Below are 18731 nucleotides of genomic sequence, written 5' to 3'. Positions count from 1 at the left end.
CCCGCCAGCACAGAGCCTGGCCCTGTTTCTCACCGAACTTTCAGCGCACGCACCTCAAACGTTCAACGACCCCGACGGCCCCGCAGACTCCGAAGCCTCCGTCGGCGCCTCCTTGGTCAGCCACACCGCGCCGAGCGGCGGCACCCGCAACGTCGTGGAGAACGGCAGCCCGTGCCACGGCTCGGCCTCGGCCTCGACCCCGCCCATGTTGCCCACGCCGCTGCCCCAGTAGTCGTAGGCGTCGGTGTTGACGACCTCCGCCCAGTGGCCGCCGTAGGGCAGTCCGAGCCGGTAGCTCTCGTGCGCCCCGCCGCTGAAGTTGACCACGCAGGCCGCCGCCGACCCGTCGGCCGCGTACCGGACGAACGAGAACGTGTTCCCCGACGCGTCGTCGGCGTCGATCCAGCGGAACCCCTCCGGCCTGGCGTCCTGCTCCCACAGCGCCGGGGTCTCCTTGTAGAGCCTGTTGAGGTCGCGGACGAGCCGCTGCACGCCCTTGTGCCCGTCGAACTCCAGCACCCACCAGTCGAGCCCGCGCTCCTCCGACCACTCCGAGCCCTGGCCGAACTCGCCGCCCATGAACAGCAACTGCTTGCCCGGATGCGCCCACATGAACGCCAGCAACGCCCTGAGCTGGGCGAACCGCTGCCATTCGTCCCCCGGCATCTTGCCGAGCAGCGAGCCCTTGCCGTGCACCACCTCGTCATGGGACAGCGGCAGCACGTAGTTCTCGGAATAGGCGTAGATGAGGGAGAACGTCATCTGATGGTGGTGGTACTGGCGGAAGATCGGCTCGCGGCGCAGGTATTCGAGCGTGTCGTGCATCCAGCCCATGTTCCACTTGAACCCGAAGCCGAGCCCGCCCAGGTGCACCGGCCGCGAGACGCCCGGCCAGGCCGTCGACTCCTCGGCGACGGTCGAGATGCCCGGAGCCTCCCGGTAGCAGACGGAGTTCATCTCCTTGAGGAACTCGACCGCGTCGAGGTTCTCCCGGCCGCCGTAGACGTTGGGGGTCCACTCGCCCTCGCGGCGCGAGTAGTCGAGGTAGAGCATCGAGGCGACCGCGTCCACGCGCAGGCCGTCCACGTGGAACTCCTTCAGCCAGTAGAGGGCGTTCGCGACCAGGAAGTTCTTGACCTCCCTGCGGCCGAAGTCGAAGACGTAGGTGCCCCAGTCGGGGTGCTCGCCCCTGGCCGGGTCGGCGTGCTCGTACAGGGGGGTGCCGTCGAAGCGGGCCAGGGCCCACTCGTCCATGGGGAAGTGCGCCGGCACCCAGTCCAGCAGCACGCCGATGCCGCGCTGGTGCATGCGGTCCACGAAGTGCCGGAACTCGTCGGGCGTGCCGAACCGGGCCGTCGGCGCGTAGTAGGAGGTCACCTGGTAGCCCCACGAGCCGCCGAACGGGTGCTCGGCCACCGGCAGCAGCTCCACGTGCGTGAACCCCATGTCGGCCGCGTACTCGGAGAGCTGGTCGGCCAGCTCCAGGTAGGACAGCCCCGGCCGCCACGAGCCCAGGTGCACCTCGTAGACGCTCATCGGCCCGAGCTGCGCCGGCCGCTCGCGCCGCGCGGCCATCCAGTCGTCGTCGGCCCAGGTGTAGGCGGACTCGTCGATCACGGACGCGGTCATCGGGGGCACCTCGGTGCGCCGGGCCATGGGGTCGGCCTTGTCGCGCCAGAGCCCGTCGGCGCCGAGGATCTGGAACTTGTACCGCTCACCGGCCTCCAGCCCCGGGACGAACAGCTCCCACACGCCCGACCGGCCGAGCGAGCGCATCGGGTAGGCGGTGCCGTCCCAGTGGTTGAAGTCGCCGACGACCCTGATGCCGCGCGCGTTCGGCGCCCAGACGGCGAACGCGGTGCCCCGGACGTCCTGGTGCTCCATCACGCGGGCGCCCAGGACCTCCCACAGCCGCTCGTGCCGCCCCTCGCCGATGAGGTGCAGGTCCACCTCGCCCAGCGTGGGCCAATGCCGGTACGGGTCCTTGACCTCGTACGGCTCCCCACCGGCGTACCGGACGCGCAGGGTGTAGTCGGGCACCTTGTCCAGCCCGGCGACCGTGGCCTCGAACACGCCGTGGGCCTGGTGTCTCATGTCGTGGGCCGTGCCGTCGTCGAGCACCACCTGCACCCGCTCGGCCAGCGGGCGCAGCGCGCGGAACACCACGCCGCCCGGGACCGGGTGTGCTCCGAGCACGGAGTGCGGATCGTGGTGCGCCCCGCCAGCGAGGCGGTCGAGCTCTGTCCTCATGGGCATGCTCCCAACCCTGCCTTATGATGACCGTCCATCTCAGGCACTGCCCGCTTTCACGGCGACAATCACCGAATGTGCAAAATCCCGGGATGATCGCAGAAGTATGCGGGATCGTCATGGATGATCCTTGGCCGTGTCGTGGCCGGATCCGCCCTGTACAAGGCGATCAGGCGCCCGATGTGTCCGGCAGCAGGTCGTCCACCGGCATGCCGGCCCCTTCGGCCAGGCCGGCCGCCAGCCCCGCCGCCCCCAGCCCCGCCGTCACGGCCGCCGTGATCCGGTCCACGTCCCCCCGCTCGCCCGCCGGCAGCGGCGCGCCGACGGACGCCCTGAGCGCGGCGGCCTTCCCGAGCAGCCGCGCCGCCTCCGCGTGCCGGCCGCCTAGCGCCCGCGCCCCCGCCAGCCCCTCCAGCCCGAGCGCGGTCGCGCGCGGGTCGCCCACGTTGCGGGCGGCGGCCAGCCCGCGAAGCTGGAACTCCAGCGCGCCCGCCGCGTCCCCGCGCAGCTCGGCCACGAACCCCAGCTCCGCCAGGATCAGCGCCGCGCCCGGCTCGCCGGAGACGTCCAGCACCCAGTCCAGCCAGCTCAGCAGCAGCCGCTCGGCCTCGTCGAGCCGTCCCTGGCGGCGCGCGCCGAGCGCCAGCCCGATCTCGGCGAACTCCTCGGCCGGACGGTTCGACTGCGACACCGCCAGTCGCCTGGCCCGCTCGTGGTGGTCGTCGGCCGCCGCGTGGTCGCCCCGCAGCATGGCGATCCGGCCCAGGCGGGACAGCGCGTCGGAGACCGAGCTCCACAGGCCCAGCTCCTCGGCCATGCGCAGGCCCTCCGCGCGCAGCTCCGCGGCGCGGTCGTAGTCGCCGATGATCTCGGCGTGGCTGCCCAGGCACTCCGCCGCCCGCAGCTCGCCCCAGCGGTCGCCGGTCCGCCGGAACAGCGCCAGGCCGCGCTCGCCGTCGCGCCGCATGCCCGCCAGATCGCCGCGCATCCCCGCCCATCTGGCCCGGACGGTCAGGGTGGCGGCCATGCCCCACTCGTCGTCCAGTTCGGCGAACTCCGACAACGCCGTCTCGATCATTCCGGCGCTGATCGACAGATCGTCGTACCCGAACAGGGCGAAGCCGACGAACCATCGCGCCCTGGCCCGCTCCCGGGCGTCCTCGACCGCCGTGAACAGTTCCGTCACGTCAGGGCCCGGCGGCTGGCCCACCAGCAGCCGCAGGCCCGCCAGCCACGCCCTGGCCTGGGGGGCGCCCGGATCGTCGTCCGCCGCGATCGACAGCGCCGCCTCCAGCGCCCGCTTGCCCTCGCCCAGCCGGCCGCGCAGCACCCAGTACCAGGCCAGGGCGTTCACCAGCCGCAGCGCCTCGGCCGCCGCGCCGAGCCGGACCGCCGTCTCCAGCGCCGCGCGCAGGTTGCCGCCCTCGGCGTCGAGCCGGGCGAGCGCGCGCCGCTGCCCGTGCCCCCGCAGGTACGGCTCCGCCCGCTCGGCCAGGTCCGTGTAGTGGCGCACGTGCCGGAGCCGCACCTCCGCCGGCTCGCCGGCCGCCTCCAGCCGCTCCACGCAGTACGCCGCCACCGACTCCAGCAGCCGGAACCGCGGCTCCCCGTCACCCCACGCCCGCACCACCAGCGAGCGGTCCACCAGCCTGGCCACCGCGTCCAGGACGTCCACGCCCGGCTCGGCGCAGACCTCCTCGGCCGCCTCCAGCGTGCACCCGTCGGCGTGCACCGCCAGCCGCCGCAGCACGACGCGCTCGTCCTCGCCCAGCAGCTCCCAGCTCCAGTCGATCACCGCGCGCAACGTCTGCTGCCGGGCGGGCGCGCCGCGGCGGCCGGAGGCGAGCACCCGGAACCGGTCGTCCAGCCGTTCGGCGAGCTGGCGCGGGGTGAGCGTGCGCATCCGGGTCGCGGCCAGCTCCAGGGCCAGCGGGATGCCGTCCAGGCGGGCGCAGATCTCGGCGACGTCGGCGTCCGGCTCGATGCCCGCGCGCGCGGCGAACAGCTCCGCCGCCGCCTGCGGTCCCAGGGGCGGCACGCTCCACAGCGCCTCGCCCTCGACGCGCAGCGACTCCTGGCTGGTGGCCAGGACGCGCAGCCCGGGCGCGGCCCGCAGCAGCCGTCCGGCCAGCGCGGCGACCTGCTCGACGACGTGTTCGCAGTTGTCCAGGACGAGCAGCGTCCGGGTGCCCTTCAGGACGTCGGCCAGCCGGGCGGTCAGGTCCTGCGCCGCGCCGCCCACGTCGTCGCGCAGGCCGAGCACCGCCGCGACCGCCTCGGCCACCTCGACCGCCGGCGCCCCGGCGCGCAGCCCCGCCAGCTCCACCAGCCACACCCCGCCGCCGAAGCCGGGCGGGCCGGGGGAGTCGGCCGCGGCGAGCGCGAGGCGGGTCTTGCCGACGCCGCCGGGTCCCGTCAGCGTGACCAGCCGGTTCGCGCGCAGCAGGGCGCGCACCTCCGCCACCGCCTCCTCCCGGCCCACGAGGCCGGTGAGCGGCGCGGGCAGGTTCGTCCGCCGCCGCTCCGGCCCGTCGAGCGCCGGGTCCTGCTCAAGGATCGCCTGGTGCAGCGCGACCAGCTCGGGACCGGGGTCGAGCCCGAGCTCGTCGGCCAGCCGCGTCCGCAGGTCGGCGTAGCTGGCCAGCGCCTCGCCCTGCCGCCCGGCCCGGTACAGGGCCCGTACGTGCGCGGCCCGCAGCCGCTCGCGGAACGGGTGCTCGGCCACCAGGTCGGCCAGCTCGGCCGCCAGCAGCCCGTGCTCGCCCAGCCCGAGCCGCGCCTCGGCCAGCTCCTCCACGGCCACCAGCCGCTGCTCGTCGAGCCTGGCCACGGCCGCCCTGGCGAACTCCTCGTCGGCGAACTCCGCGAAGGCGGCCCCCCGCCACAGGTCGAGGGCCTGCCGCAGCAGCCCGGCGCGGGTCCGCGGGTCGGCGCTGCGCTGCGCCTGCCCGACGAGGACGGCGAACCGTCCGGCGTCCACGTCCTCGGGCTCCACCCGCAGCACGTACCCCGGCGCCCGGTACGCCACCAGCTCCCGGTCGCCCAGCACCCGGCGCAGCTGCGACACCTTCACCCGGAGCGCGGCCAGGGCGTTCGCCGGCGGCCTGCCGCCCCACAGGTCCTCGATCAGCCGGTCGGCGGAGACCGGCCGCCCGGCGTGGATCAGCAGGTCGGCCAGCAGCGCCCGGACCTTGACCTCCAGCACCTGGACGGGCTCGCCGCCGGGCCCCCACACGGCGAGCGCCCCCAGCACCCCGAACCGCACTCCACCCCCCATAAGCAACTCCGAATCAGACCATAACCCCCTGCGGGCAGGGTGAAGACATCCGTCAGAACCTAAGGAATCCCGAAATGTCAGAAGAAATTTCCATCATCGGTCTCGGCCTCATGGGCGCGGCGCTCGCCGGCAGCCTGCTGGACGCCGGACACCGCGTCACCGTGTGGAACCGTTCGGCGGACAAGGCCGAGCCCCTGGTCGCCAGGGGCGCCACCCGCGCCGGGACGGTGGCGGAGGCGGTCGCGGCCAGCCCGCTGGTGATCGTCTGCGTGCTCGACTACCCGGCCGTGTACGAGCTGCTGGCCGACGTCCCGCTGACGGGCCGCGTCGTGGCGAACCTGACCACGGGCCGGCCCGCCGAGGCCCGCGAGGCGGCCGAATGGGTGGCCGCCCGCGGCGGCGACTACGTGGACGGCGGCATCATGGCCGTGCCCCAGATGATCGGCCGGCCCGGCGCGCTCGTGCTCTACAGCGGTTCGCAGGCGGCCTTCGAGCGCTTCGAGGACGCGTTCCGCGCGATGGCCGAGCCGCGTTTCGTCGGCTCCGACCCCGGGATGGCCCCGCTCCTCGACCTGGCCATGCTCACCGGCATGTACGGCCAGATCGCCGGCTTCCTGGAGGCGGCCGCGCTCGTCGACTCGGCCGGCTACTCGTTGACCGACTTCACCAGCACCCTCCTGGTCCCGTGGCTCAACGCGATGGCCGCCCTGCAACCGGAGTGGGTCAAGTCCGTCGAGTCGCGCGACTACACGACCTCGGTGTCGAACCTGGAGATCAACAGGTCCGGCCTGGAGAACCTGGTGCGCGCCTTCCGGGAGCAGCAGGTCAAGCCCGACCTCCTGCTGCCGCTGAAGGCGATCATCGACCAGCGCGTCGCCCGCGGCCACGGCGCCGAGGGCCTGCCCGGCCTGGTCGAAGAACTGCGCTGAGCCCCGGGCCGCCCGCGGCGGGCCCGGCCGGTCCGGCGGGGGCCGGTTCCGCCGGTCAGGCGCGGCGGGGTCCGCCGGTCAGGCGGGGCGGGGGTGGAAGGCGGCCAGCGGGATGGAGACCCACGACGGGCGGTTGCGGGCCTCGTAGACCACCTCGTACACCGCCTTGGACAGCTCGAACGCCCGCAGCAGCGCCGCGTCCCCGACCGTGATCATGCCGCCGCCCTCGCGGTAGCCGTCCAGGAAGGCGGTGCGGTTGCGGTCGGCCCAGGCCTCGGCCCGGGGCTGGAGCTCGGCGGCCTGCGGGTGGTCGGCCAGCAGGTGCCTGGCCGCGTAGTCGAACGAGCGCAGCATCCCGGCCACGTCCCGCAGCGGCGACGACAGCGCCCGGCGCTCGGCCAGCGGTTGCCCCGGCTCGCCCTCGAAGTCGAGCACCACCCAGTCGGTGGGCGTGCGCATCACCTGGCCCAGGTGGTAATCCCCGTGAACACGCTGCACGGGCACTTCCCTGGTGAGCAGTTCCACCTGGTGGTAGGCGTCCTCCAGGGCCGCCACGTGCCGCCGCAGCTCGGGCACCTCGGCCATGGCCCGTCCGAGCTGTCGCCGGAACCCCTCGGCCATGCGTTTGACCTCGGGAATCTCGACCAGGTCCGTGGGGAACGCCGCGGCCAGCTCCTGGTGGACGCGGGCGGTGGCGACGCCCAGCCGTACGGACTCGGCCGCGAAGTCGCCGCCCGCCTCGGCGGCGGTGACCCCCGGCAGCGAGGCGTACAGGTCGCGGACGCTGGTCAGCGCGAGGTCCCAGCCGTCGTTGGCGTTGGACAGGTACTCCTGCATGAAGGCGAGCGTGGTGTCCGTGCCGTCCACGTCGGCCTCGATCCACCCGTACGGCTGGGCGATGTTCGGCGCGCTCCGGACGGCCAGGGCGCTGATGATCTCCAGCTCCGGATTGACGCCAGGGACGAGCCGGCGGAACAGCTTGCAGATGTAGGAGTCGCCGTACACGAGCGAGGTGTTCGACTGCTCGGCCCCCAGCACCAGGCTGCGCTGGGAGGTGTCGATGACGACGCCGGGCGCGTGCCGCATGCGCAGCCCGCTGCGGGTCTCGTCGCCCGCCATGCCCTCCAGCAGCCAGCTCATGGCGTCGGCGTCATGGACGGCGTCATAGAAGTAGGCGTCGCCGAGGCTGCCGACGAGGGCGTGGTTGAGCCGGTCGGGCAGGTCGTGCCGCTCGCCCAGGAAGATCTGGTACCGGTCCCGCGCGCCCTCCTGCCAGACGGCCACGATCAGGTGCCGGAGCCCTGGCCTCAGCAGGACGTCCGACTCGATCGACAGATCGTCGATCGGGCGCCCCTTGCCGCCGAACCATCGTTGGCGGCCGATCCATGCGGCAAGGAGCTCCTCTATCACGCCCTACTCCTCCTGGGTGTGTGCCGGTGGGAGTGTGAACCAATAGAACCCATGCCCGGGAAGCGTCAAAAGATACGGTAGTTCGCCAATTGCCGGGAATGGGACCCCTCCCATGGTTTCCACGGGGGAGACGCCGACGAATCTGCGCAGGTCAAGCTCGACCGGTTGCGGGAAGCGCGACAGGTTGTTGACGCACAACATCCGGTCGTCGCCCAGCTCCCGGACGAACGCGAGCACGCTGGGGTTGGAGGAGTTGAGCTCGGCGAACTCGCCGAGCCCGAAGACGGGGTGACGTTTGCGGATCTCGATCATCCGCTTGGTCCAGTGGAGCAGCGAGCCCGCGTTCTTCTGGTGGGCCTCGACGTTGATCGCCTGGTAGCCGTAGATCGGGTCCATGATCACGGGCAGGTAGAGCCGCCCGGGGTCGCAGTCGGAGAACCCGGCGTTGCGGTCGGGGTCCCACTGCATCGGGGTACGGACGCCGTCGCGGTCGCCGAGCCAGATGTTGTCGCCCATGCCGATCTCGTCGCCGTAGTAGAGCACGGGAGAGCCCGGCAGCGACAGGAGCAGCGCGGTGAACAGCTCGATCTGGTTGCGGTCGTTCTCCAGCAGGGGAGCCAGCCGCCGGCGGATGCCGACATTCGCCCGCATGCGCGGATCTTTGGCGTACTCCGTGTACATGTAGTCGCGTTCTTCGTCGGTCACCATTTCGAGCGTCAGCTCATCATGGTTCCGCAGAAAAATCCCCCACTGGCAATGTTCCGGAATTTTCGGCGTTTGTGCCAAAATTTCGGAAATTGGGTAGCGGGACTCTCGGCGGACCGCCATGAAAATGCGGGGCATGAGCGGGAAATGGAAGGCCATGTGGCATTCGTCCCCGCCGCCTACCGGATCGCCGAAATATTCCACCACGTCCGAAGGCCACTGATTCGCCTCGGCGAGCAGCACCCGGTCCGGGAAGAGCCGGTCGACCTCTCGCCTGATGCTCTTGAGGTATTCGTGCGTCCTGGGCAGGTTCTCGCAGTTGGTCCCCTCCTCCTCGAAGAGGTAGGGCACCGCGTCCAGGCGGAAGCCGTCGATGCCGAGGTCCAGCCAGAACCGCAGCACCTCCAGCATGGCCTCCTGCACGTCCGGGTTCTCGTAGTTGAGATCGGGCTGGTGATGGAAGAAGCGGTGCCAGTAGTACTGGCCGCGCACCGGGTCGTAGGTCCAGTTGGACGTCTCGGTGTCGATGAAGATGATCCGGGCGTCCTGGTACTTCTCATCGGTGTCCGACCAGACGTAGAAGTCGCCGAACGGGCCTTCCGGGTCGTGCCTGGAGGCCTGGAACCAGGGATGGGCGTCGCTGGTGTGGTTCATGACGAGGTCGGCGATCACCCGCATGCCGCGTTTGTGCGCCTCGTCGACCAGCTTCACGAAGTCTCCCAGATCCCCGAACTCGGGCAGGATCTTCATGAAGTCGGCGATGTCGTAGCCGCCGTCACGCAGCGGCGACTCGTACAGGGGCAGCAGCCAGAGGCAGTCGACGCCCAGCCACTGCAGGTAGTCGAGCTTGCTGATCAGACCTTTGATGTCCCCGGTCCCGTCGCCGTTGGAGTCGGCGAATCCCCTGATCAGAACCTCGTAGAAGACGGCGCGCTTGTACCAGTAAGGATCGCGCGGCTTCTCCTCGTCGAAGGTGTTGGGAATGGGTGTGGAGCTCATGGGCTCCCCCAGAGGGGGCTCATGAGGAGGGCGCTTTCACACACGTTGAAGACTCCCCGCTGAATTCTGTTCTACCGTGGCGCGGCTCGTACGGTGAGAATGTGGGCAGGCTGGATGTGAGGGTCGAGACGCACATAGTTGCTCTGCCTCCAGCGGTAGGACTCGCCCGACAGCTCGTCGTCCACGACGAACTCGGCGTTCCAGTCGAGACCGATGGCGGGCAGGTCGAGATCTACCGTCGCCTCGTGGGTGTGGTGAGGATCCAGATTGACAACCGCCAGAACGACGTCGCCCAGCCCGTGCCTTCGTGTGGCCGTGTCATAGGCGCCCGGAAGCCGTTTGGAGAAGCAGACGATGTCCGGATGGTCGACCCTGTGGAACCGTAGGTTACGCAATTCCTGCAGCGCCGGATGCGCTCTTCGGAACAAATTCAGATGGGTGATGAGCGGGGCGAGGGTCCTTCCTTCGCGTTCGGCTGCCGCCCAGTCGCGTGGCTTGTACTGATATTTCTCACTATCAAGGTATTCCTCACTACCTGGGCGCACCGGAACGTTCTCGGCGAGCTCGTACCCGGAGTACACCCCCCAGGTCGGCGACGTGAGAGCGGCCAGCACGGCCCTGATCCGGAACGCCGGCACGCCGCCGTGCTGCAGGTACTCGTGCAGGATGTCCGGGGTGTTGACGAACAGGTTCGGCCGCAGGAACGCGGACGTCTCGTGCGCGAGCTCGGAGAGGTAGGTCTCCACGTCGAACTTGGAGTTCTTCCACGTGTAATACGTGTACGACTGGTGGAACCCGGCCTTGGCGAGCGTTTGGAGCATCGCGGGCCGGGTGAACGCCTCGGCCAGGAACACCACGTCCGGGTCGGTCGCGTGGATGTCGGCCAGCAGGCGCTCCCAGAACGCCACCGGCTTGGTGTGCGGGTTGTCCACCCGGAAGATCCGCACGCCGTGGTCCATCCAGTGCCGCAGCACCCGCCGGACCTCGGCGAAGATGCCCTCGGGGTCCCTGTCGAAGTTGATCGGGTAGATGTCCTGGTACTTCTTCGGCGGGTTCTCGGCGTAGGCGATCGTGCCGTCCGCCCGGATGGTGAACCACTCCGGGTGCTCCTTGACCCACGGGTGGTCGGGGGAGCACTGCAGGGCGAAGTCGAGCGCGACCTCCATGCCCAGGGCGCGGGTGCGGCTGACGAACTCGTCGAAGTCCTCAAGGGTGCCCAGATCGGGATGGACGGCGTCGTGGCCGCCGTCCTCCGAGCCGATGGCCCACGGCGAGCCGGGCTCGTCGGGCTCCGGGCTCAGCGTGTTGTTGCGGCCCTTGCGGAAGGTCTGGCCGATGGGATGGATCGGCGGCAGGTAGACGACGTCGAAGCCCATCTTGGCGATGGCGGGCAGCCGCTTGGCCGCGGTCTCGAAGGTGCCCGACCTGGAGACGCCGGACTCGGTGACGACCGCGCCCTCGGACCTGGGGAAGAACTCGTACCAGGAGCCGTAAAGCGCCCTGCGCCGGTCGACCCTGACCTTGTACGGCTTGGCCCTGGTCACCAGCTCGCGGAACGGATGCGCCGCCAGCAGCGCGGCCGTCTCGGGGAGCTGGGCGATGGACAGCCGGGCGCGCGGGTCGAGATCCTCGTCCCGCAGCGTGGCCGACACCGACAGCAGCGCCGCCCGGTGCCCGCACGCGCTGTCGCCGTTGCCGTTGCCCTTGCTGTTGCCCGTGCCGTTCCTGGAGTGCCCGTTGCCGGGGCCGCCCTGGCCGCCGGGCGCGGGGCACTCGGCCGTGCGGACGGCCTTGGCGGCCCGCTCGAACAGCCGGGCCCCCTCCTCGCACATGAGGTCGGTGTCGAGCCCACGCGGGATCTTGATCTCGGCGTCGTGCAGCCAGGTCGCGATCGGATCGCTCCACGCCTCCACGCGGAACATCCAGTCGCCCTCGGCCGGCAGGCACACGTCGACGCCCCAGCGGTCGGTGCCGGGGGCCAGCTCGCGCATGGGTTTCAGGCGGCCACGCTGTCCGTCGGGCGAGGTGAGCACCACGCCCGCGGCCACGGCGTCGTGGCCCTCTCGGAAGACGGTCGCCGAGACCTGGAAGGTCTCGCCGGCGACCGCCTTGGCGGGCCACTGCCCGCAGTCGACGACGGGGGAGATGTCCGTGATGGGAATTCGTCCGATCATCGCATTCGCAGGGTTTGCGACGGCGCGCTCGGCGCCGCCGGAGGCTTTCCGTATGTGCAAGATTTCGCAACCGCGTGGGACCGCTGGATACGGCCTACCCCGGCAGTAACGATCCTTGCACGTAAATACTGGACAGCAGCGGATAGACCTCCCGAGTGTGTTCCCGGGAGAGCCAACAAAGAGGAAAGTTGCCCCAATCGTCCGGCTTCATGCTTGTTCCGGGCTGGGGTTTGAAGGGGCTTCTTGGGGGTGAAGGACTGAGAGGTCCCTCCTAGCCCGTAGGGTGCAGAAACGTGAGAGCTATCCGCCGGTTTACCGTCCGCACCGTCCTGCCCACGGAGCTGGTCGCCCTGGGCGAGCTCGTGCACAATCTCCGCTGGTCCTGGCACCCGGAGACGCTCGACCTCTTCGCCGAGGTCGACGCGGCCCTGTGGGAACAGGTCGGGCACGATCCCGTGGCCCTGCTCGGCGCCGTCACACCGGCCCGGCTCAACGAGCTGGCCGCCGACCGCCGTTTCCTCCGCCGCCTGGCCGACGCAGCTGACGACCTGCGCGAATACATGACATCGCCGCGCTGGTACCAGACGCTGCCCGACGTCGCACGCGCCATCGCCTACTTCTCCCCCGAGTACGGCATCGCCGCCGCGATGCCCCAGTACTCAGGCGGTCTCGGCATCCTCGCCGGCGACCACCTCAAGGCGGCCAGCGACCTGGGCGTGCCGATCCTCGCGGTCGGCCTGCTCTATCGCCACGGCTACTTCACCCAGTCCCTGTCGCCGGAGGGCTGGCAGCTTGAGCACTATCCGGCGCTCGACGCCGGCGGGCTGCCGCTGACCCTGCTGAAGGACGGCGACGAACCCGTCAAGATCCGTCTCGGCCTGCCCGAGGGCCGCGTCCTGCACGCCCAGGTCTGGGTGGCGCAGGTGGGCCGGGTGCCGCTGCTGCTGCTCGACTCCGACGTGGCCGACAACGACACCGCCGCCCGCGACGTCACCGACCGCCTCTATGGCGGCGGCACCGACCACCGGCTCATGCAGGAGCTGCTGCTGGGCGTGGGCGGCGTACGCGCCATCAGGGCCTACTGCCGCATCACCGGCCACGCCGAGCCCGAGGTCTTCCACACCAACGAGGGCCACGCCGGCTTCCTCGGCCTGGAGCGCATCCGGGAGCTGACCGAGTCGCGCATGTCGTTCGACGAGGCCCTGGAGGCCGTCCGCGCCGGCACGGTGTTCACCACGCACACGCCGGTGCCCGCCGGCATCGACCGTTTCCCCTGCGACCTGATCGAACGCCACTTCGGCGGCGACTCCGCCTGGCCGACCGTGCCCGTCGAGCGCATCCTGGCCCTGGGCGCCGAGGCCGAGCCCGGCCGCTTCAACATGGCCGTCATGGGCATGCGCCTGGCCCAGCGCGTCAACGGCGTCTCCGAGCTGCACGGCGCGGTCAGCCGGGAGATGTTCAAGGACCTGTGGCCCGGCTTCGACCTCGACGAGGTGCCGATCGGCTCGATCACCAACGGCGTGCACGCGCCCACGTGGGTCGGGCGCGAGTTCATGGAGCTGGCGGGCCGCGAGCTGCCCTCGCTGATCGAGCGAGCCCGCGGCTGGGAGGGCATCCAGAAGATCTCCGACCGGGAGATCTGGGAGATCCGCGGCAAGCTGCGCAGGCGGCTGGTCGAGGGCGCGCGCGAGCGGCTGCGCAGGTCGTGGCGCGAGCGCGGCGCGTCGGTGGCCGAGCTGGGCTGGATCGACGAGGCGCTCGACCCCGACGTGCTGACGATCGGCTTCGCCCGGCGGGTGCCGTCGTACAAGCGGCTCACGCTCATGCTGCGCGATCCCAGGCGGCTGGCCCGGCTGCTGCTCGACCCGGACAAGCCGGTGCAGATCGTGATCGCCGGCAAGGCGCATCCGGCCGACGAGGGCGGCAAGAAGCTGATCCAGCAGATCGTCAAGTTCGCCGACCAGCACAACGTGCGCCATCGCATCGTCTTCCTGCCCGACTACGACATGACGCTCGGCCAGCTCATGGTCCAGGGCTGCGACGTGTGGCTGAACAACCCGCTGCGGCCGCTGGAGGCGTCCGGCACCTCGGGCATGAAGTCGGCGCTGAACGGCGGCCTCAACCTGTCGATCCGCGACGGCTGGTGGGACGAGTGGTACGACGGCACCAACGGCTGGGCCATCCCCACCGCCGACGGCGTCAGCGACCCCGACCGGCGCGACGAGCTGGAGGCCGGCGCCCTGTACGACCTGATCGAGCACGAGGTGTCCGACCGCTTCTACGACCGGCCGTTCGACGAGCTGCCGCGCAGGTGGATGGAGATGGTCAAGCACACCCTGGCCTCGCTCGGGCCCAAGGTGCTGGCCGGACGCATGCTCCGCGACTACGTCGTCGACCTCTACACCCCGGCCGCCAAGTCGGCCCGCGCGCTGTCGGCCGACAACTACGCCGCGGCCAGGGCGTTCGCGGCCTGGCGGGTGCGCGTCACGCGGGCCTGGCCGGGCGTGCGGGTCGAGCACGTCGAGGCGTCCGGCGTGGGCGACGCCCCGGAGGTGGGCGCCTCGGTCGAGCTGCGGGCCACGATCGCGCTCGGCGACCTGGAGCCGGGAGACGTGCTGGTCGAGGCCGCGTACGGCAAGGTCGGGCCGCACGACGAGCTGGTCCGGCCCCGGTACGCGCGGCTGGCCCTGGAGTCGCTGGAGGACGACGGCCACGCCCACTTCACGGGCCGGGTGCCGCTCGACCGTACGGGGGCCTTCGGGTACACCGTCCGGGTTGTCCCGCATCACCCGTTCGCTGCCACTCCGGCGGAACTGGGGCTGATCGCCGTCCCGGAGGAGCCGGTGGGAATGACGAACGGTACCTTGCGCTGATATATCCGGACGAGGTCGGCCCGGTGGTCGGGCGGTGCATAATCAGGACCGTGGACGACAGCGGGAACGGCCTGCGGGCTGACAATCTGGTGGCCACGGTCCGCGGTGTCCTGCCGTCCCTGACGCCTGCCGCGCAGACCGTCGCCCGGCTCATCCTGGAGGATCCGGCGACGGTCGCGCGCAGCACCATCACGGAGCTGTCGGCCGCCTCCGGCACCAGCGAGGCGACCATCGTGCGCACCGCGCGGCTGCTCGGCTTCGCCGGATATCCCCAGCTCAGGCTGGCTCTGGCGGCGGCGGCCGCGCAGCCCGACCGGCTCGTGCCCGGCGACCTGGCGCCCGACGGCCCGCTGTCGGAGGTCATCCAGAAGGTGGCCAGGGCCGAGTCGGAGGCCATCAACGACACCGTCGCCCAGCTCACCAGCGAGCGCCTGGGCCTGGTCGTCGACGCGATCGTGGGGGCCAGGCGCATCGACGCCTACGGCGTGGGCGCCTCGGGATTAGTCGCCGAGGACGTCGCCCAGAAGCTGCTGCGCATCGGCCTGTCCAGCCATGCCTTCCAGGACGCCCACCTGGCCCTGACCAGCGCCGTCCTGCTGAAGGCGGGCGACGTGGCGATCGGCATCAGCACCTCGGGGGAGACCCCCGACGTGATCGAGCCGCTGCGCCGGGCAGGCGAGGCGGGGGCCACCACGGTGGCCGTCACCAACAACCCGCGCTCGACGATCGCGGAGCTGGCCGAGCACGTGCTGATCTCGGCCGGGCGCGAGACGGAGTTCCGTCCCGGCGCCCTGGCCAGCAGGATCAGCCAGCTCCTCGTCGTCGACTGCGTGTTCGTCGGCGTCGCCCAGCGCACGTTCGACTCCTCTCAGGAGGCGCTCGCGAGCACCAGGCGCGCCGTCAAGGAGTTCACCCGGAGAACGACACCTGCACGTCGTCAGCCTTGACGTACATCACGCGGTGCCCGAACTGGATCTCCAGGTACTTCGTCTTGCCTCTGACCACCGTGTGGTCGGCCAGGTCGAACGTGACCGCCCGGTAGTACTCGGTGGCGGCCGGCCCGGCCAGCGTGTACTTCTCGCCCGCCGAGAACGTGTACTGCAGCGGCGTCACCGCCTGGTACGGAATGCCGGCCGGGTACGCCTCCTGCTCCGGGTACGCCCGCCCGAACACCGGCACGGTCGCCCTGCCCGGCTTCGGCGTGACGACGAGCCCCATCGACGGGATCGCGGTCGGGGCGCTCGCCGGGTTGTGGAACCACGCCTTCTGGCCGAGGTACCAGATCGCCGTCCAGTCGCCCTGGCGGTCGGCGACGGCGAAGCGCTGGCCGGTGCTGGCCCTGGCGCTGTGGTCGTACACGCTGTAGAGCGAGCCGCCGGTCGGGTGCTTGCCGATGTCCTTGATCAGCGGGGCGTCGTCGCGCGGCTCGGTGCGCAGCCACACGGTGCCGGCGCTGAGCGGCGGGCAGGCCGCCTCGGGGTTCTTGCGGTCGCAGCCGTAGAAGTAGGGCTTGTTGGTGGCGAAGTCCGGCTTGATCATGACCGAGCCGGCCTGCGGCCCGCCGAACTGGTGCAGCGGCGCGCCCATGAGCTGGAAGTAGTGCGCCCAGTCCCAGAACGGCCCCGGGTCCTCGTGCATGCCGCGGACCGTGCTCGGGATCGTGCCGGGGACGTTGTCGTGGCCCAGGATGTGGGCGCGGTCGAGCGGCACGCCGTGCTTGAGCGCCAGGTAGCGGACGAGCCGGGCCGACGAGCGGTACATCGCCTCGGTGTACCAGGTGCTGCCCTCGGCCAGGAAGCCTTCGTGCTCGATGCCGATGGACTTGGCGTTGATGTACCAGTTGCCGGCCTGCCAGCCGACGTCCTTGGTCTTGATGTGCTGGGCGATGTGCCCGTCACTGGAACGGACCGAGTAGTGCCAGCTCGCGCCGTAGTTCGGGTCCTGGTTGAGCTTGATCGACGGGAGGAAGTAGCCCTCCATGTCGTGGATGATGATGTAGTCGACCTTCTGGCTGACCGGCCGGTTGGCCAGGTCGTAGTGGCCGTAGTCGTCCGGCGGGAGCTCCTGGTAGGCCGAGGGGATCCACTCGCAGGAGATCGAGGCCGGGCACTCGACGCCGTCGCGCCGCGCGGGCCGCAGGCCGAGCTTCTCCAGCCACTTCTCGATCTTCTCCAGGTCCGGGACCTTGGGCAGGGTGACCTTCTGCCCGTCGTCCGTGGTGCGCTCGGCGCCCTCCTGGATGGTGGCGTAGACCTCGTCGGCGAAGAACTTGGCCGCGTCGGCCTCGTCGGCGCCGGAGTACTTGGCGACGGCTCCGTACCATTCGCCGGGGTTGGCGCTCAGGGGCGCGCCGAGGCTCTTCTGGTAGTCGGCGAGCAGCGCCGCGCCGCCGCGGATGTTGGCCGCGTCGTCGGTGCGCAGCCGCTCGTGGCTCTCGCCGGTGAGCTGCGCGGCGCGTTCCATCGTGCGCAGCGAGGCGGGGATCTCCGCCGGGGCGGGCGTCGCCGTGGGCGCGAGCGGCCTGGTCTCGTCGCCGCGGGCGTCCTCCTCGCCCTCTCCGTGGTGGTTCGAGCCGGTGTACGCGGCCGCGTCGGTCAGGTGCATCGGGCCGAACCCGGCGTCGCTCGACGGCTGGCCCGCGTGGGCGTCCCAGCGCGACTCCAGGTACGAGACGCCGAGCAGCACGCTCTGGGGGACCTTGAACTCGTCGGCCGCCGCGGCGAACGCCTGCTGCCGGTCGGCGGGCTCTTCGGCGTTGGCCGAGGGCACGTGGGTTAAGGGCAACAAGGCGACGACGGCGATCGCCAGCGCTCTGCGCATGAACCGCTCCTTGACTGGGGGGCGTGGTGCGCGTTCAGCGTCTCAACATTTTCCTTCTCTGGCGAGAACTTTGCGAAGATATTTTTCATCCCTTAACGGGCCGCCGGACCGGCTCCCGCGGCCCGTTCCCGAGGACTAGCAGGTGACGGGCTGGGTAGGCGGGCCTCGGAGGAGAGGGGGAGTTGTCATGCCTCGACCCGGAAGTCACTCCTACGACAACGAGCGCCGCCGGCTGCGCAAGCAACTGGACCGGCAGGGGATGAGCGAGCAGGAGCTCAAGAAGCGCGTGGCCAGGAAACTCCAGTCGGACCCGGACAAGAGCCCGCGCAAGGTGGGCGGCGACCGCGCCGAAGGACCCAAGTCCGAACGGCCCCGCCGGGGGGAGCGCTGAGGCCCTGATGATCGGCATCATCGACCGCGTCGGCGTCCAGGACCTGCTCGCGACGCGCGACGCCCAGCTCGCCGAGGTGCTGCCCGAGCGCGAGTACGCCTGGGCGCACCTGCCCGGCGCCGCGCACCTGCCGCTCGGCTCGCTCGACCGGCTGGCCGACGACCTGCTGGACCGGTCGCGTCCGGTCGTCGTCTACTGCCACGACTGGCTCTGCGACCTGAGCCCGCGCGCCGCCCACCGGCTGGCCCGGCTGGGCTTCGCCGACGTGCACGACTACGGCCTGGGCAAGATGGACTGGTTGTCGGCCGACCTGCCGTACGAGGGGGAGGCCGTCCTGGTGGGCTCCGGCGCCCGGCGCGACCCGGTCACGGCCGACCTGGAGGACCCGCTGGAGGAGCTCAGCGAGCGCATCGTCGCCGATCCGGCCGGCCTCGCGGTCGTGGTGGACCGGGACGAGGTGGTGCAGGGCGTCATCGGGTCGCGCGAGCTCAAGGGCGCCGACCTGACCGGCACCGCCGAGGCCGCGATGAACACCGGCGTCACCACCGTACGGCCCAGCGAGCAGCTCGACGCCCTGGCCACCCGCATGGAGGGCGCGAACGTCGACCATGTCGTCGTCACCCGTGCCGACGGCACCCTGGTCGGCCTCTACGGGCTCGGCGACCTGCGCGAACCCGGCTGGGAATCCGATCTCGGATAGCGGACGGGATTTGGAGCCGTCACCCGGCGTCTGCTAGCGTCAACAGCATGTCAGTGATCAGCCGATTTTGGCGCTATGTGGCGGCTCCGGGTGGAGCCGAAGGTCACATGCGCTGACTTACTGATCACCCGGAGCCCAAAGGCAGAGACGTCCCGTCTCTGCCTTTCGTCGTTCAGGCGGACGGCTCCGGGGGCCACGGATGT

The 18731-nt window shown here is 71.0% G+C and carries 11 protein-coding genes; 5 read left to right on the top strand and 6 right to left on the bottom strand.

The genetic code is table 11. The features are described from left to right. Window positions 1-54 precede the first annotated feature (54 nt). Complete coding sequence (gene glgB / locus ACFYUV_RS22935; protein WP_387671141.1) at window positions 55-2250, bottom strand: 1,4-alpha-glucan branching protein GlgB; 2196 nt, start codon at window positions 2248-2250, stop codon at window positions 55-57. 169 nt (window positions 2251-2419) lie between these two features. Then, window positions 2420-5527 carry a BTAD domain-containing putative transcriptional regulator gene (locus tag ACFYUV_RS22930; protein ID WP_387671139.1) on the bottom strand — a complete coding sequence of 1036 codons (3108 nt, stop codon included), beginning with the start codon at window positions 5525-5527 and terminating at the stop codon, window positions 2420-2422. Between the two features lie 74 nt (window positions 5528-5601). Between ACFYUV_RS22930 and ACFYUV_RS22925 the strand changes: the two genes are divergently transcribed. Beyond that, the gene (locus ACFYUV_RS22925; protein ID WP_387671137.1) at window positions 5602-6456 is read left to right on the top strand and encodes an NAD(P)-dependent oxidoreductase; all 855 of its coding nucleotides are present in this window, start codon (window positions 5602-5604) and stop codon (window positions 6454-6456) included. A 78-nt stretch (window positions 6457-6534) separates the two neighbouring features. Here the strand turns inward: ACFYUV_RS22925 and ACFYUV_RS22920 are convergent, their stop codons facing one another. The 3 genes from ACFYUV_RS22920 to ACFYUV_RS22910 form a co-directional block, all read right to left on the bottom strand. Then, a complete protein-coding gene (locus tag ACFYUV_RS22920; protein ID WP_387671135.1) occupies window positions 6535-7866 on the bottom strand; it encodes an aminoglycoside phosphotransferase in 1332 nt (443 codons plus the stop codon). A gap of 3 nt (window positions 7867-7869) precedes the next feature. After that, window positions 7870-9570, bottom strand: a complete 1701-nt coding sequence (treS, locus tag ACFYUV_RS22915; RefSeq protein WP_352322061.1) for a maltose alpha-D-glucosyltransferase — start codon at window positions 9568-9570, stop codon at window positions 7870-7872. A 71-nt stretch (window positions 9571-9641) separates the two neighbouring features. Next, window positions 9642-11744 carry an alpha-1,4-glucan--maltose-1-phosphate maltosyltransferase gene (locus ACFYUV_RS22910; RefSeq protein WP_387671133.1) on the bottom strand — a complete coding sequence of 701 codons (2103 nt, stop codon included), beginning with the start codon at window positions 11742-11744 and terminating at the stop codon, window positions 9642-9644. Window positions 11745-12037: 293 nt separating this feature from the next. Here ACFYUV_RS22910 and glgP point away from each other — a divergent pair, with 293 nt between their 5' ends. Both glgP and ACFYUV_RS22900 read left to right on the top strand, forming a co-directional pair. After that, entirely contained in the window at window positions 12038-14617 is a 2580-nt protein-coding gene (gene glgP / locus ACFYUV_RS22905; RefSeq protein ID WP_387671131.1) for an alpha-glucan family phosphorylase, read from the top strand. Window positions 14618-14667: 50 nt separating this feature from the next. Then, on the top strand, window positions 14668-15564 hold the full coding sequence (locus ACFYUV_RS22900) for a MurR/RpiR family transcriptional regulator (protein ID WP_387671129.1): 897 nt from the start codon (window positions 14668-14670) through the stop codon (window positions 15562-15564). On the opposite strand, the gene ACFYUV_RS22895 is transcribed toward ACFYUV_RS22900, so the two are convergent. After that, window positions 15527-17437 (bottom strand): N-acetylmuramoyl-L-alanine amidase, encoded by a 1911-nt coding sequence (locus tag ACFYUV_RS22895; RefSeq protein ID WP_387671128.1) that lies wholly within the window; start codon window positions 17435-17437, stop codon window positions 15527-15529. The genes ACFYUV_RS22900 and ACFYUV_RS22895 overlap by 38 nt on opposite strands. Before the next feature lie 187 nt (window positions 17438-17624). Between ACFYUV_RS22895 and ACFYUV_RS22890 the strand changes: the two genes are divergently transcribed. Together ACFYUV_RS22890 and ACFYUV_RS22885 are read left to right on the top strand one after the other, a co-directional pair. After that, entirely contained in the window at window positions 17625-17828 is a 204-nt protein-coding gene (locus ACFYUV_RS22890; protein ID WP_352322071.1) for a hypothetical protein, read from the top strand. 7 nt (window positions 17829-17835) lie between these two features. Next, window positions 17836-18528: a CBS domain-containing protein gene (locus ACFYUV_RS22885; RefSeq protein WP_387671127.1), complete on the top strand. Its 693-nt coding sequence runs from the start codon at window positions 17836-17838 to the stop codon at window positions 18526-18528. Window positions 18529-18731: the final 203 nt, after the last annotated feature.

Source organism: Nonomuraea sp. NPDC003560 (assembly GCF_042878785.1).
GTDB lineage: Bacteria > Actinomycetota > Actinomycetes > Streptosporangiales > Streptosporangiaceae > Nonomuraea.
Note: the sequence above shows the minus strand (reverse complement) of the source record. Positions and strands in the feature narration are given on the sequence as shown.

Coding starts and splice junctions, on each gene's coding strand:
- ACFYUV_RS22885 (WP_387671127.1), top strand. CDS start 17,836: ATGATCGGCATCATCGACCGCGTCGGCGTCCAGGACCTGCTCGCGACG.
- treS (WP_352322061.1), bottom strand. CDS start 9,570: ATGAGCTCCACACCCATTCCCAACACCTTCGACGAGGAGAAGCCGCGC.
- ACFYUV_RS22925 (WP_387671137.1), top strand. CDS start 5,602: ATGTCAGAAGAAATTTCCATCATCGGTCTCGGCCTCATGGGCGCGGCG.
- ACFYUV_RS22930 (WP_387671139.1), bottom strand. CDS start 5,527: ATGGGGGGTGGAGTGCGGTTCGGGGTGCTGGGGGCGCTCGCCGTGTGG.
- ACFYUV_RS22910 (WP_387671133.1), bottom strand. CDS start 11,744: ATGATCGGACGAATTCCCATCACGGACATCTCCCCCGTCGTCGACTGC.
- ACFYUV_RS22890 (WP_352322071.1), top strand. CDS start 17,625: ATGCCTCGACCCGGAAGTCACTCCTACGACAACGAGCGCCGCCGGCTG.
- glgB (WP_387671141.1), bottom strand. CDS start 2,250: ATGAGGACAGAGCTCGACCGCCTCGCTGGCGGGGCGCACCACGATCCG.
- ACFYUV_RS22895 (WP_387671128.1), bottom strand. CDS start 17,437: ATGCGCAGAGCGCTGGCGATCGCCGTCGTCGCCTTGTTGCCCTTAACC.